This is a genomic window from Shewanella amazonensis SB2B (genome assembly GCF_000015245.1).
In the GTDB taxonomy this organism is placed as follows: Bacteria; Pseudomonadota; Gammaproteobacteria; order Enterobacterales; family Shewanellaceae; genus Shewanella; species Shewanella amazonensis.
On the sequence record NC_008700.1, the window covers coordinates 440001 to 452894 of the forward strand.

A 12894-nucleotide genomic window follows, 5' to 3' on the forward strand; every position below is an offset into this window, starting at 1 on the left:
CAAAAACACAGCACTGTGCAAACTCGCAAGAGGAAGTATACGGTGTGACGCCTGCCCGGTGCCGGAAGGTTAATTGATTGGGTTATCGCAAGAGAAGCTCATGATCGAAGCCCCGGTAAACGGCGGCCGTAACTATAACGGTCCTAAGGTAGCGAAATTCCTTGTCGGGTAAGTTCCGACCTGCACGAATGGCGTAATGATGGCCACGCTGTCTCCAGCCGAGACTCAGTGAAGTTGAAATTGCGGTGAAGATGCCGTATACCCGCGGCTAGACGGAAAGACCCCGTGAACCTTTACTATAGCTTGGCACTGAACATTGACCCTACATGTGTAGGATAGGTGGGAGACTTTGAAGCGGGAACGCCAGTTCTCGTGGAGTCAACCTTGAAATACCACCCTTGTAGTGTTGATGTTCTAACCTCGGTCCATGAATCTGGACTAGGGACAGTGCCTGGTGGGTAGTTTGACTGGGGCGGTCTCCTCCCAAAGAGTAACGGAGGAGCACGAAGGTTGGCTAAACACGGTCGGACATCGTGTGGTTAGTGTAATGGCACAAGCCAGCTTAACTGCGAGACAGACACGTCGAGCAGGTACGAAAGTAGGTCATAGTGATCCGGTGGTTCTGCATGGAAGGGCCATCGCTCAACGGATAAAAGGTACTCCGGGGATAACAGGCTGATACCGCCCAAGAGTTCATATCGACGGCGGTGTTTGGCACCTCGATGTCGGCTCATCACATCCTGGGGCTGAAGTCGGTCCCAAGGGTATGGCTGTTCGCCATTTAAAGTGGTACGCGAGCTGGGTTCAGAACGTCGTGAGACAGTTCGGTCCCTATCTGCCGTGGGCGTTGGAAGATTGAGGGGGGTTGCTCCTAGTACGAGAGGACCGGAGTGAACGAACCGCTGGTGTTCGGGTTGTCATGCCAATGGCATTGCCCGGTAGCTACGTTCGGAATCGATAACCGCTGAAAGCATCTAAGCGGGAAGCGAGCCCCAAGATGAGTCTTCCCTTGGACCTTGAGTCCACTGAAGAGCCGTCCGAGACCAGGACGTTGATAGGCAGGGTGTGTAAGCGTTGTGAGGCGTTGAGCTAACCTGTACTAATGACTCGTGCGGCTTAACCATACAACCCAGATGGGTTTCAGATGGTAGTAGATAGTCTTGAAGAAACCAGACTTGATTGAAGTGATAACTCAACAATACAGAATACCGGTCGCTTAGCTCAGCCGGGAGAGCACCTCCCTTACAAGGAGGGGGTCACTGGTTCGATCCCAGTAGCGACCACCATATTTACTGCAAAGCAGCTTTCCGAATTGCATGTTCTTGCCCAAAGGCGAGAACATAACGAATTTGTCTGGTGACAATAGCGCTCTGGTCCCACCTGATCCCATTCCGAACTCAGTAGTGAAACGGAGCAGCGCCGATGGTAGTGTGGGGTCTCCCCATGTGAGAGTAGGTCATTGCCAGACGCCTAATTCTGATTTTTACATTTTTAATGTGAAATCAAAGAGTTTGCTGATATGGCTCAGTCGGTAGAGCGCATCCTTGGTAAGGATGAGGTCCCCAGTTCGATTCTGGGTATCAGCACCATTATTCGCCGCCAAGTACTAAATGGCAGCAACAAAATTTGCTTGGAAACCATAGCGCTGTGGTCCCACCTGATCCCATTCCGAACTCAGTAGTGAAACGCAGTAGCGCCGATGGTAGTGTGGGGCCTCCCCATGTGAGAGTAGGACATTTCCAGGCTTCAAATACGAGAACCCCGACGGCAACGTCGGGGTTTTTCTTTATCTGGGCTTCGGAGGCCAGATGCTGTTTTTAAGAGGGTGTTACGGCACGGCTGACGTAACACCTCAGTAAAGCCTGTAGAGGAAGTTCAGCTAAAGTCTCGCAGTATTTTATCAAGGATCGGTTGGTTGGCATCCGGGAACTGATAGTCACTGATGTCACGCAGTGACACCCATTCGATTTGTTGCCCTTCGATACCGCTTGCTTCACCACTGAAGTCTTCAACCAGATGAATATCCAGCAGTACGTGCTTGTCAGGATAATTGTGGCTGATTTCCATATAAGGTTGGCTGGAGTGCACCGTCAGGCCAACTTCTTCTTTTAGCTCGCGTTTGAGGGCTTCTGAGGTGTTTTCACCTGCCTCCACCTTGCCACCGGGAAACTCCCATTTTCCACCCTGATGCAGATGGCCATGACGCTTCGCCAGCAAGATGTGCGAGCCTTGTTTAATGATGCCTACGGCAACGTGAACACGCTTAGTCATAAGATGACTCTCTGATAGTAAGTTTTGGAATTGGCCTTGGGTCAATCAGCAGTTTTAAAGAAGTCTGCTTCTTCATAACCGAGCTGATCCAGCAGCTCTTCGCTGATGTCATCTTTTACTGGAATGGCATGCTTCTCGGACGCCCAATCTCCTAAGTCAATCAGTTTGCAGCGTTCACTGCAAAATGGCTTGAAGGCGGAGGAGGCGTCCCAGGTAACAGGCTTTTGGCACTGGGGGCACTTAACCGTCAATGTCATAAGAAAAACCTTTTGGATGGAATAACAATCCCAAAATGGGGAAGGCCTTATGGTAAAGCCTTCAGGCGCAGGTCGCCAGTTTAAAGGCGATGGTCTTATCTGAATGACGTTGATCTGCGAATTGAACGAAGTGAATGGCATAGCGGGTTTTGTGGCCGCTAATGGTGGGATAACAACCCTGGGCCGAATCAATCTTCACCCGAATGAGCGAGAGTGGCTGGGCATTGGTCCCCTGATAGAAGCCGCCGGCTGCGGTGGCGTCCTGATACTCGGCCGTGCTGCGAATGAGGGAGAGAAGCAAGCTGACGGGGGTAAGCAGGGGAGCAAAATGTTCAACCCACTGCAGGTATTCACCTTTGCGCTCATCCCATGGCTTGGCGAGCCAATAATGCAGTTGAGGTAAGTCGAAGTTACAACAAGCGCCGGGCATACCGAATCGCTGCCGTAATGCACTTAAAAATCTATCCTGTTTCAGGGCGCTACCAATTCGTGAAGGATTCTGGAGCTGTTCTCTGGCTTTAGATAAGCCATCAACGACATTTTGGACTTGGGAGGCATCAACGTGGGGTAATAGTTGCCACTTGGCGAGAATAAAGAGTTGTTTGTCTATTTCTTTAAGAAGATCGCCACGGTAATCGCAACGTTCATTTAATTCGAGTAAAGAAAATAAAGGATAGAAACAGCGCTGCTGATGGTCGTTTTCCAGATTATGTTGCACCTGCTGGGCGAGATATTCGAGCCGCAGATAGCTGCGGATTTTTTCGTTCAGAGGTTGCTCATATATCAGTTCAGTCATGCGGTGCTTTTGATGCCGCCAGTGCTAAATAATACTGGTGGAGCCTATTAACCTGCTCCTTAAGGTCGGCTATCTCTCCTCTGTTGTCTATAATGTCGTCGGCTTTTTGCAGCCTCTCTTCACGGCTGATTTGGCTGGCGATAATGTTGGCGATTTGGGCCTCGCTCACGTTATCTCGTTCGACGGTGCGTTGGATTTGTAAATCAGGTGAAATATCAACCACCAAAGTTCGATCAACTAAGCTATCCAACCCATTCTCAAATAGCAAGGGCACAACCAAAATAACATAATCTGAATCAGCATTTTTTGCAGACGACAGCATGGTTTGGCGAATCATGGGGTGAAGTAAGTTGTTCAGCCAGAGCCGCTCAGATTCATCGGTAAAAATCCGCTCTCTCAGCTTGGCACGATCGAGACTGCCATCGGCTTGGAGAATGTCACTACCGAAGTGGTCTTCAATCGCCTTGAGCCCAACTGAACCGTACTCGACCACTTCACGGGCGATAACATCGGCATCAACCAGTTCAATGCCTTGTTCGTGAAAGAGGTTAGCAACAGTTGTCTTGCCGCTACCGATTCCGCCGGTGAGGCCCAGAATAAACTCGGCCATCAAAGAGAACCCAGATACCAGCTGACAATATCTTGTCCCCAAATAAGTGCTATCCAGCCAGCGGCCGCGATATAGGGACCAAATGGGATGGGATTTTCACGCTTATGGCTTTTCCAAACCATCATCAGTATGCCAACGACAGCACCGACCAGGCTTGAGAGAAGAATAATTAACGGCAGCATTTGCCAGCCGAGCCAAGCACCAAAGAGCCCCATGAGTTTAAAATCACCGTAGCCCATGCCCTCTTTGCCTGTGGTGAGCTTAAACAGCCAATACACAGACCAAAGCGACAGATAACCGGCTGCAGCACCAATGAGTGCATCTTCCAGAGTGGTAAATAGGCCATGATAATTAAGCAGTAATCCCAGCCACAGCAGAGGAAGAGTGAGGCTGTCTGGCAGTAGCATTTCATCCAGGTCGATTCCCGACATGGCAATTAAGCCAAAGGTGAGTAATGCTGCTGTGACAAATTGCCACGTGGGACCAAAGTGCCACGCCAGTGCTGCAACAGTCAGGCCGGTAAAGGCTTCCACTATGGGATAACGGCTGGAAATTGGGGCTTTGCAGGAAGCGCATTTACCGCCAAGGATTATCCAGCCCAGTACAGGCAGATTGTGCCAGGGCTTAATGATAGTACCGCACTTAGGGCAGGATGAGCCTGGCACAATCAGGTTATAACGTTCTGGATAGCTATCAATTGGCTTGTCCAAATTCGCTTTGCCAAGCTTTTTTACAAGTTCAGGTTGGTACTCTTCAAGATAGGCATTACATTCCTGCTGCCATTCTCTTTTCATCATCACAGGCAAGCGATGAATTACGACATTGAGGAAGCTACCAATGGTGGCTGCGAACAGGAATGCGAGCAAAATAAAGAGCCAGGGAAACTGGCTCATTAGGGAGATAAATTCAGTCATCTGTTAAAATTGTTATAAGTTTTAAAATAGTGCTATTAGCCAACCACATTACCCATCTGGAAGATAGGCAGATACATACCCACAATCAGGCCGCCGACAAGGGTACCGATAACCACCATCATAATGGGTTCAATCAGGCTCGAGAGGCCATCAACGGCATCATCCACCTGCATCTCATAGATGTTGGCAATTTTGTTGAGCATATTATCCAGCGAACCTGACTCTTCACCAATCATCACCATTTGAATGAGCATATCCGGGAAGAGGTTAACGGTACGCATGGCCACGTTCATTTGCATACCGGCCATCACTTCGGTGCGAATTCGCAAAAGTGCTTTACGGTAAACGGCATTACCAGAAGCACCTGCCGCAGACTCCAGGCCATCAATCAGGGGAACACCAGCTGCAAAGGTGGTCGCCAGGGTGCGGGCAAAGCGGGCCATGGCAGCCTTGTGTAAGATTTCTCCAATCACAGGGATTTTAAGCACAAACTCGTCTTGCCTATCGCGTACTGCTTGAGAATTCCGGTGGGCGCGGACATAGAGCCAGATAGAGCCAACGATGGCGGTGAGGAAGAAATACCAAGATGACTGCAGAAATCGTGAGATATTGATAATGAGCTGGGTGAATGCAGGAAGTTCAGCACCGAAACTGGTAAAAATTTCTTCAAACTGGGGTACTACGAAGAGCAGCAGCAAGGTGGTAACAGCAATCGCAACCACCACGACCGCAGCGGGATAAAACATGGCCTTTTTGATTTTGGACTTCAGGGCTTCTGCTTTTTCTCTATAAGTTGCAATCCTGTCAAAAACAGTATCCAGTGAACCCGAGTGCTCACCGGCGGCCACCAGGTCTACGTATAAGTCATCAAAGTAAATTCTGTGGGGCCGCAGTGCATCAGAGAGTGGAATACCTGCCTGAATGTCGTTAAGAATGGTGCCAAGCAATTCTCTCATCTTGGGCTTTTCATGGCCTTTACCGAGGATTTCTATGGTGGTCACCAAGGGCACACCTGCCATCAGCATGGTGGCTATTTGGCGGGTGACCATGGCGATGTCCATCGCATTGATCTTTTTATTGCTGGCACCAAAAAGGCCATCAGACTTCTTACGAACTACCTTGGGGTTTATACCCTGATTTTTAAGAAGGGTTTTAATTTCGGCAACAGACGCGCCCCTGAGCTCACCGCTGGATTTTTTGCCATCTCGGTTTAAGCCCTTCCATTCAAAGTTATAGACCTTGGGAGCTAGCTTTTGTGTCTGCTTTTTGGATTTGTTTGCGACGGCTGTGGCCATATCTATTTCCTTTAGAGCGCTCGCGTTGCGAGTTACTTGATTCTAGCTTCTAGATTCTAGATGCGGCAGTTAAAAACTGGTCACGCGGTTAACCTCTGCAATACTGGTTACGCCTTGTATCACCTTAAGGAGCCCTGATAAGCGCAGGTCCCTTACGCCCTGAGACTTGGCCATGCGAGCAATTTCAAGCGAATTACCGCCTTCCATAATGACCCTTGCAATTTCATCACTCATGGGCATGACTTCATAAATACCCACGCGACCTTTATAACCACCGGAACATAAATCGCAGCCGCAGGGCTTAAAAGCGGTGAAGCCTTCGGCAATCTGCGCCTGATTAAAACCCAGGCGCTCCAGTTCGTGATTGGGGATCTCTTCCGGTTGTTTACACTCTGGGCACAGGCGCCTAGCGAGGCGCTGGGCAATAATCAAATTCACCGAGCTCGCGATGTTATAGCCCGGCACCCCCATATTTAAAAGACGGGTAAGGGTTTCGGCGGCAGAGTTGGTGTGCAGGGTGGATAACACCAAGTGGCCGGTTTGAGCTGCCTTAATGGCAATCTCGGCGGTTTCCAAATCCCTGATTTCCCCCACCATCACCACGTCAGGGTCCTGACGCAAAAACGATCGCAAAGCAGACGCAAATGTAAGTCCTGCCTTGTTATTAATGTGAACCTGATTCACGCCTTCAAGGTTTATTTCTACCGGGTCTTCGGCGGTGGAAATGTTGCGCTCTTCGGTATTGAGGATATTAAGGCCGGTGTACAGGGATACGGTTTTACCCGAGCCTGTGGGGCCGGTCACCAGAATCATGCCCTGGGGTTTAGCGAGGTTATCGAGGTACAGCTGCTTTTGGTCTGGCTCGTAACCGAGCTTCTCGATACCAAGCTGGGCAGAAGAGGAGTCCAGAATACGCATTACAATTTTTTCGCCCCAGAGCGTCGGCAGGGTACTTACCCGAAAATCGATGCTCTTGGTGCGGCTGAGTTTCATCTTTATGCGGCCATCTTGGGGCAGGCGGCGCTCGGCAATGTCGAGTTTTGACATCACCTTTAAGCGTGCAGAAATGCGCCCTGAGAGGTTAATCGGCGGCTCAGACACTTCATGCAAAATGCCATCGATACGAAAACGGATGCGGTAGCGCTTCTCATAAGGTTCAAAGTGCAAATCTGATGCGCCGCGGCGAATAGCATCTGTCAAAATCTTGTTGATATAGATAACTATTGGGGCATCGTCGGCGCCTTCATTATCATTTTCCGGGCGCTTGTCGGTATCAGTAACTTCAATGCCAGCAAGAGCTTCTTCGTCCAAGCCCCCCAAATCCAGAGCGCTGATGTCTTCTTCAAGGATTTTCTCCAGCGCTTTGGCAAGCTTATCGTCTTCCACCAAAATAGCTTCGGCGTGCAAACCTGCTGAAAACTGAAAATCTTCCAGTGCGGGAATGTTGGTGGGGTCAGATGTACCTATATACAGCCGGTTGCCACGCTTAAACAGTGGCAGGCAGCGGTGCTTCTCGATGAGCTTTTTATTGAGAAAATCTTCGGGAATGCTGGAAACATCAAACTCGGCTAAATCCAGAAGCGGCGTGCCGTATTCTTCATAACAAAGCTCTGCAATTTCTCTTGCAGATATTAGCTTACTGATCACAAGAGTAGTGACCAATGAATGCCGATTTTTGCGTGATTGGGATACTGCTTCGGAGAGCTGCTCTTCTGTGAGCAGTCCTTTACGTAAAAACAGCGTCGACAATCCTAAGTGCAAGCCGGTTGTTGGCATTATTAACCCAGTAAGAACTGGGGACTTGATGTCCCCAGAATGCTACGTCGCTGTTAACACAAACCAGCTGCTTTACAGGTACCTGATGGTGCCCAGTCCATAGAGCCTCCGGCGTTTGGCGTGCCGGTTAGAATGTAAGTGTATGGACCATCGGTGAATACTGGGTTACCCACAGATTCCACAGTGATGATAATCACGCCAGCAGGATCCACAATCTGTGTACCAGGATTCGCTGGGTCATCTATCATTTGCGCATCAATGGATACACTGGTTACTAAGCTACTTGCCGCCCATCCAGTAGAGTCTTCTTGCAAATTGTCACAGCTAGTACCGGTTTGAACACAAACATCTACAGCGGTTTTTGCTGGAGTCGCTGCCAAAACAACTTCACTGAACTTTGCACGTTGAGTGTAAGTTTTGTAAGCAGGCAGCGCGATGGCGGCAAGGATACCGATGATGGCTACTACGATCATCAGTTCGATCAGGGTGAAACCCTTGGCGTTCTTTTTAAAATTGATACCTTTCATTTCTCTCTCCGTTTATTGCTAATTAGTCGTTGGCGCTCACGCAGTTGTGGCTATCCAACTTCTGTGCAAATTAACTTTACTGTTGTCCGTAAGCCCGTGTCTGTATGCCGGTATCTGTAACCCCGTCATGCAGGATGGCGATTTACATGCAGCAGTGTTATGACCAAATGGATGCAAGCTCAATTGCCTGCGCCAGTTCTCACCCTGTGCGGTTGGCCTTGGGATAACTGTTACTGAAGCTACTTTTACGGAAGCTAAAAGTCGCTTTGTTAGTTATGCCCTCGAACCTGCCACCTTGGTTTATTATTGCCCCATCGTACAGAATGTGTTGAGACTCAAAGCGTTATGCACAACAGCTTTTAGCTCATCACTATCCACCCGTTGAGGTAGAAACCGATTATGGCCCTTTCGGCTGTCTCGGTTGTGTTCGTTATACCGACAAAGTTACTGTCGCTTCTGGTTCAGCATCAGTCCACTGCGCGGGTTTACGCCGCCGTTGGTTTTTGGCCTTCGTTGGTTTTTACGCCGCCGAGTGAACCTTGCCTTACCTTTAGCCATCGCCACAGATGCTTGCCTTTATGTCAGCCAGACTAAGGTAGCCAAGGTTGACAAAATGTAAACATCGAGGTTAGGGCATAACGTACTTTATTCCGTAGGTGCAGTAAAGTGAGCTTGGTTGGTATCAGCGTCAATCTGTTCGGTCTCTGGTCGCCGTATCTTAGAAATCTACCGTGACCAAAAAACCTACTGTTTTCGCTGAAAGTGCCTTCGATTTCATCCATCAGTTACCTGAGGAATGCATCACTTACACACCCTTTTCGCTACCTTGTTGCAAAAGCTTTTGCTAAAAGCATGGTGCTTTTTTGTACCCGCCGGAAAGGCCATAAAGCCTAGGCTAAAGTTAGTACAAAGTTTGCAAAAATGAAACAAGAAATTGCACGAAAGTCTGTGCTATTCGCTTAATTTTTCTAAGGTAGTTTGTTTTGTATGCGAGTGGTTATAACAATTTTTTGACTGTGATGTGCGGCATGACGGTTTTGTGTTCAAAGTCAAAAAAGCGTCGCTTGAAAAGTCATCAAATTGCCAACAGAGCTGGAAGTATTGAATTACTGAAATACAACTTATGGTTGATGTGCTTGCAAACGTTGTTCTGAATATTGCAGTTCGTATCAGTCGATTCTGTGGTGTCGGACTTTATATGTTATGTCAGTTATTTCAAACAGTTTTTGACTCTGCTATTGGTCTCAGCCCTCGGCTTGATACTCTGCATCTTGTTGCTTCCTTAGACATTCATTTAGCTGTGTATTTATCGGTGTCTGTTCAGGAGTTCGTCTCAGCAGTTCTTCTTAGGCTTTCGGCATAAAGCACATCAATTTGCTCGCGTAGGCAGCAACCTCGAGCGAACACGGTGATTGAATCAGAGAAATGAAGATAATTGCGCAAAGCTGGTGCTCATAAGCGCCGCTCTAGAGTGCTTTCGGTTTACGTCGATTTGGATACCGGCAAAGCGTGGCGAATGCCCATACGGCATAATATTTGGGCCAAAAGGTCCAGCTCAGATGAAACGTGATCGCAGATTACAGCCGGGCAGTTACAGAGCAAGATTCATGTCTTGTAAGCAACTGCCCAAACGTCAGCTTGTTAGTGTTTAAGCCTCAGGGAAAGATCCATTGCGCGGACGTGTTTGGTGAGTGCACCAACGGAGATGAAGTCTACACCGGTTTTGGCAAACTCGCCGAGGGTGTCCAGGGTGACATTACCCGACACTTCCAGTTTGGCACCGCCACCTTGCACCTTGAATGCATCGTTAATGGCTACGGCTTCTATCATCATGGTGACGTCAAAGTTATCCAGCATAATGATGTCGCTGCCTGCCTGCAGCGCTTCAGTCAGTTCGGCCAGAGACTCGACTTCCACTTCAACCGGTTTGTCCGGGTGCAAGGTTCTTGCTTTATCTATGGCGGCTTTAATGCCACCGCAGGCCATGATGTGGTTTTCTTTAATCAGGAAGGCATCGTACAGACCAATGCGATGATTTTTACCGCCACCACAGCTTACCGCATACTTCTGGGCGGTTCGCAGGCCCGGTATGGTCTTGCGGGTATCGAGCAGGCGGCAATCGGTTCCGGCCAGCTTGTCCACGTAAACCCGGGTCAGGCTGGCGACACCAGACAGGGTTTGGATAAAGTTCATTGCGGTGCGCTCGCCTGTAAGTATGGCGCGCGCGGGGCCTGACAACTCACACAGTACTTGATTCGGCACTACCCAATCGCCATCGTCCACGTGCCAATGCAAGGCAACTGTGCCTCCCAGCTGATTGAACACTTGCTCTGCCCAGGCTTTGCCACAGAAGATCCCTTCTTCACGGGTAATCAGTGTTGCTTCGGCAATTCTATCTTCGGGGATGAGCTGAGCCGTGATGTCGGCGCTGGCATCGCCATGACCAAGGTCTTCATCCAATGCGGCTTTCACTGAGAGTCTGATGTCATTTTCCAGCATGACGACGTCCTTTGCTTTACTTATTCTGGCTTGCTAACGGGTTTTAGGGCGTAATTTTGAGAACGCCTTGATGCTAAAAGGATACCATGTGCGCTGGCCCAGGTGCAGTGATTGCTTTATTGAATGGTACAGTTTTTGGCGCGTTTTTAGCGCCGAGAACGCGTTACTCTGAGCCAAGGTGATAGTGGTGCAGGGTAAAAATCGCTACAATCACAGCCGGTTATACTTATATCTGCCTTGGTAAAAGCAACGCCGCCAGCGCTCTTGGGCTTTGTACATAGCCGCTGAGAAGAGGTGGATACTGAAAGTCGTCTTATTGTGAATACGGAAACCACATGTCGTTGCAGCCTTTAATACAGTGGCATCAAGGGTGGATAAACCGCGCCCGACATAGCCAGTCACCCTTCTTTAATTCCCGTCCTCAAGGGGAGATAAGTCTGCTGGTTATTCACAATATCAGTCTGCCCGCAGGCCAGTTTGGCTTACCTTATATAGAAGCGCTGTTTCAGGGCTGCTTAGACTGCGATGCACACCCCAGTTTTGCGGATTTGCAGGGGCTTGAAGTCTCCGCTCACTTTCTTATCCGCCGAAATGGCGAGCTGGTACAATTTGTGTCCTGTGAAGACAGAGCCTGGCATGCTGGCGTGTCCAAGTTCAATGGCCGTGAAGGTTGCAACGATTTTGCGGTCGGGATTGAGCTTGAGGGGACGGACGACCTTCCCTTTACCGATCTCCAATATCAGGTACTGCGTGAGCTGACACTGGCTCTGATGGCCGAGTATCCCGATATCACCCAAGACCGAATAGTTGGTCACAGTGACATTGCTCCGGGGCGTAAGACCGACCCGGGCCCCAAGTTTGACTGGGCGAGGTATTTTAGGGAATTATCTCAAGAGTTCAGTGGGTAAGAAGTGAGTGGTTTTAAGCTTGCGCTTACCGCACATGGATAAGCCCGGCACGGTGTAACGTTAATGGGAGAACCAGGATGGCACTATTTTCATTGTTGATGGCGATACTAGCCGAACGCCTTAAGTTTTTACCCGAGACCTGGCAATTCGACACCCTGATATCAAAATTGCATCGCCGGCTGTGGAAAGATGAATTTACTCAGGGTCAAGCGTCTGAGTTTCAGGTGTTGTTTGCCCTGCTGTTACCCGCGGTGTTGGTATATCTGGCACTTATAGTGGTCAGTGGGATTGCCTGGGGAATGCTCACACTGGCGGTGTGGGTGCTCACCGCTATGGTGTGTTTCAGTCATCAGGAACAACGTAAAGCCTTTAAGCGGTATATTCAGGCGGCATGCAGGGGCGATACCCAAGCCTGTTATCGTCATGGGTCAGAACTCGATTGCTCTTCCTGTCTTGAAGCCGTGACTGCCGATGAGCTGGGGCTAAAGGTTGGACAAAGTGTTGCCTGGATAAACTATCGCTTTTACGGCGCTGTGGCCCTGTATTTGATAGCCCTTGGCCCTGTTGCGGCGGTGCTCTACTGCAGCGTGCGTTACTACGAGCAGATGCAAAAGCGCAGTAATCTGCAGCTCCCTTATGTGGATGCGCTACTGACAGTATTGGATTGGCTGCCAAGCCGCATCTTTGCATTTGGTTTTGTGCTGGCAGGACAGTTCAGCAGCGCATTCAATCGTTGGCGCAAGCTGGCATTCGACCCATCTACTCCCGCCAGACAAATTGTTACGGAAACCGCGACCGAGGCTGAATCTATTCCACAGCCCTCATCAGCACCTGTATGCTTGCAACCCACATTAGTACTGCTCGGGCTAAGTAAGCGCAATTTTATACTGCTGCTGGCAGCGGTGTCCCTGCTGACCATTTTTGGGATCATCAACTGAAGTCAATGTGTTGGCTGAAACTACCTTAAATGCAGTACTTGCGTAGGGTTTGTTAATTGGTCTGACCCCATGACAATTTTTTTCAGCTATGCTCTCATGTCGT

Annotated in this window: 11 protein-coding genes, 2 tRNA genes and 3 rRNA genes (1 of these 16 cut by a window edge); 7 read left to right on the forward strand and 9 right to left on the reverse strand. The window is 49.4% G+C overall.

Annotated features, from left to right (window positions below):
• From SAMA_RS01955 to rrf (SAMA_RS01975), 5 genes are all read left to right on the forward strand, one after another.
• A 23S ribosomal RNA gene (locus SAMA_RS01955) occupies positions 1 to 1124 on the forward strand; it begins 1770 nt to the left of the window's first position.
• 86 nt (positions 1125 to 1210) lie between these two features.
• Positions 1211 to 1286 (forward strand) — tRNA-Val (locus SAMA_RS01960).
• Between the two features lie 66 nt (positions 1287 to 1352).
• Positions 1353 to 1468, forward strand: a 5S ribosomal RNA gene (gene rrf / locus SAMA_RS01965).
• 45 nt (positions 1469 to 1513) lie between these two features.
• Positions 1514 to 1589, forward strand: a tRNA-Thr gene (locus SAMA_RS01970).
• A gap of 40 nt (positions 1590 to 1629) precedes the next feature.
• Positions 1630 to 1745, forward strand: a 5S ribosomal RNA gene (rrf, locus tag SAMA_RS01975).
• A gap of 130 nt (positions 1746 to 1875) precedes the next feature.
• Here rrf (SAMA_RS01975) and mutT read toward each other — a convergent pair.
• From mutT to nadC, 9 genes are all read right to left on the reverse strand, one after another.
• Complete coding sequence (mutT, locus tag SAMA_RS01980; RefSeq protein ID WP_011758484.1) at positions 1876 to 2271, reverse strand: 8-oxo-dGTP diphosphatase MutT; 396 nt, start codon at positions 2269 to 2271, stop codon at positions 1876 to 1878.
• A 41-nt stretch (positions 2272 to 2312) separates the two neighbouring features.
• Positions 2313 to 2528: a DNA gyrase inhibitor YacG gene (gene yacG / locus SAMA_RS01985; RefSeq protein ID WP_011758485.1), complete on the reverse strand. Its 216-nt coding sequence runs from the start codon at positions 2526 to 2528 to the stop codon at positions 2313 to 2315.
• A gap of 61 nt (positions 2529 to 2589) precedes the next feature.
• Positions 2590 to 3324 (reverse strand): cell division protein ZapD, encoded by a 735-nt coding sequence (gene zapD / locus SAMA_RS01990; RefSeq protein ID WP_011758486.1) that lies wholly within the window; start codon positions 3322 to 3324, stop codon positions 2590 to 2592.
• Positions 3317 to 3934, reverse strand: a complete 618-nt coding sequence (gene coaE, locus SAMA_RS01995) for a dephospho-CoA kinase (protein WP_011758487.1) — start codon at positions 3932 to 3934, stop codon at positions 3317 to 3319. Before coaE ends, zapD begins: the two co-directional genes overlap by 8 nt.
• On the reverse strand, positions 3934 to 4848 hold the full coding sequence (locus SAMA_RS02000) for a prepilin peptidase (protein WP_011758488.1): 915 nt from the start codon (positions 4846 to 4848) through the stop codon (positions 3934 to 3936). Before SAMA_RS02000 ends, coaE begins: the two co-directional genes overlap by 1 nt.
• Before the next feature lie 35 nt (positions 4849 to 4883).
• Entirely contained in the window at positions 4884 to 6143 is a 1260-nt protein-coding gene (locus tag SAMA_RS02005) for a type II secretion system F family protein (protein WP_011758489.1), read from the reverse strand.
• A 69-nt stretch (positions 6144 to 6212) separates the two neighbouring features.
• Positions 6213 to 7919: a type IV-A pilus assembly ATPase PilB gene (gene pilB, locus SAMA_RS02010; RefSeq protein ID WP_011758490.1), complete on the reverse strand. Its 1707-nt coding sequence runs from the start codon at positions 7917 to 7919 to the stop codon at positions 6213 to 6215.
• Between the two features lie 53 nt (positions 7920 to 7972).
• Positions 7973 to 8446 carry a pilin gene (locus SAMA_RS02015; protein ID WP_011758491.1) on the reverse strand — a complete coding sequence of 158 codons (474 nt, stop codon included), beginning with the start codon at positions 8444 to 8446 and terminating at the stop codon, positions 7973 to 7975.
• A 1641-nt stretch (positions 8447 to 10087) separates the two neighbouring features.
• Positions 10088 to 10945: a carboxylating nicotinate-nucleotide diphosphorylase gene (gene nadC / locus SAMA_RS02020; protein WP_011758492.1), complete on the reverse strand. Its 858-nt coding sequence runs from the start codon at positions 10943 to 10945 to the stop codon at positions 10088 to 10090.
• Positions 10946 to 11280: 335 nt separating this feature from the next.
• On the opposite strand from nadC, the gene ampD reads away from it, so the two are divergent.
• On the forward strand, positions 11281 to 11853 hold the full coding sequence (gene ampD, locus SAMA_RS02025) for a 1,6-anhydro-N-acetylmuramyl-L-alanine amidase AmpD (RefSeq protein ID WP_011758493.1): 573 nt from the start codon (positions 11281 to 11283) through the stop codon (positions 11851 to 11853).
• Positions 11854 to 11930: 77 nt separating this feature from the next.
• Positions 11931 to 12791, forward strand: a complete 861-nt coding sequence (gene ampE, locus SAMA_RS02030; protein WP_011758494.1) for a beta-lactamase regulator AmpE — start codon at positions 11931 to 11933, stop codon at positions 12789 to 12791.
• Positions 12792 to 12894: the final 103 nt, after the last annotated feature.

Coding starts and splice junctions, on each gene's coding strand:
- mutT (WP_011758484.1), bottom strand. CDS start 2,271: ATGACTAAGCGTGTTCACGTTGCCGTAGGCATCATTAAACAAGGCTCG.
- yacG (WP_011758485.1), bottom strand. CDS start 2,528: ATGACATTGACGGTTAAGTGCCCCCAGTGCCAAAAGCCTGTTACCTGG.
- zapD (WP_011758486.1), bottom strand. CDS start 3,324: ATGACTGAACTGATATATGAGCAACCTCTGAACGAAAAAATCCGCAGC.
- coaE (WP_011758487.1), bottom strand. CDS start 3,934: ATGGCCGAGTTTATTCTGGGCCTCACCGGCGGAATCGGTAGCGGCAAG.
- SAMA_RS02000 (WP_011758488.1), bottom strand. CDS start 4,848: ATGACTGAATTTATCTCCCTAATGAGCCAGTTTCCCTGGCTCTTTATT.
- SAMA_RS02005 (WP_011758489.1), bottom strand. CDS start 6,143: ATGGCCACAGCCGTCGCAAACAAATCCAAAAAGCAGACACAAAAGCTA.
- pilB (WP_011758490.1), bottom strand. CDS start 7,919: ATGCCAACAACCGGCTTGCACTTAGGATTGTCGACGCTGTTTTTACGT.
- SAMA_RS02015 (WP_011758491.1), bottom strand. CDS start 8,446: ATGAAAGGTATCAATTTTAAAAAGAACGCCAAGGGTTTCACCCTGATC.
- nadC (WP_011758492.1), bottom strand. CDS start 10,945: ATGCTGGAAAATGACATCAGACTCTCAGTGAAAGCCGCATTGGATGAA.
- ampD (WP_011758493.1), top strand. CDS start 11,281: ATGTCGTTGCAGCCTTTAATACAGTGGCATCAAGGGTGGATAAACCGC.
- ampE (WP_011758494.1), top strand. CDS start 11,931: ATGGCACTATTTTCATTGTTGATGGCGATACTAGCCGAACGCCTTAAG.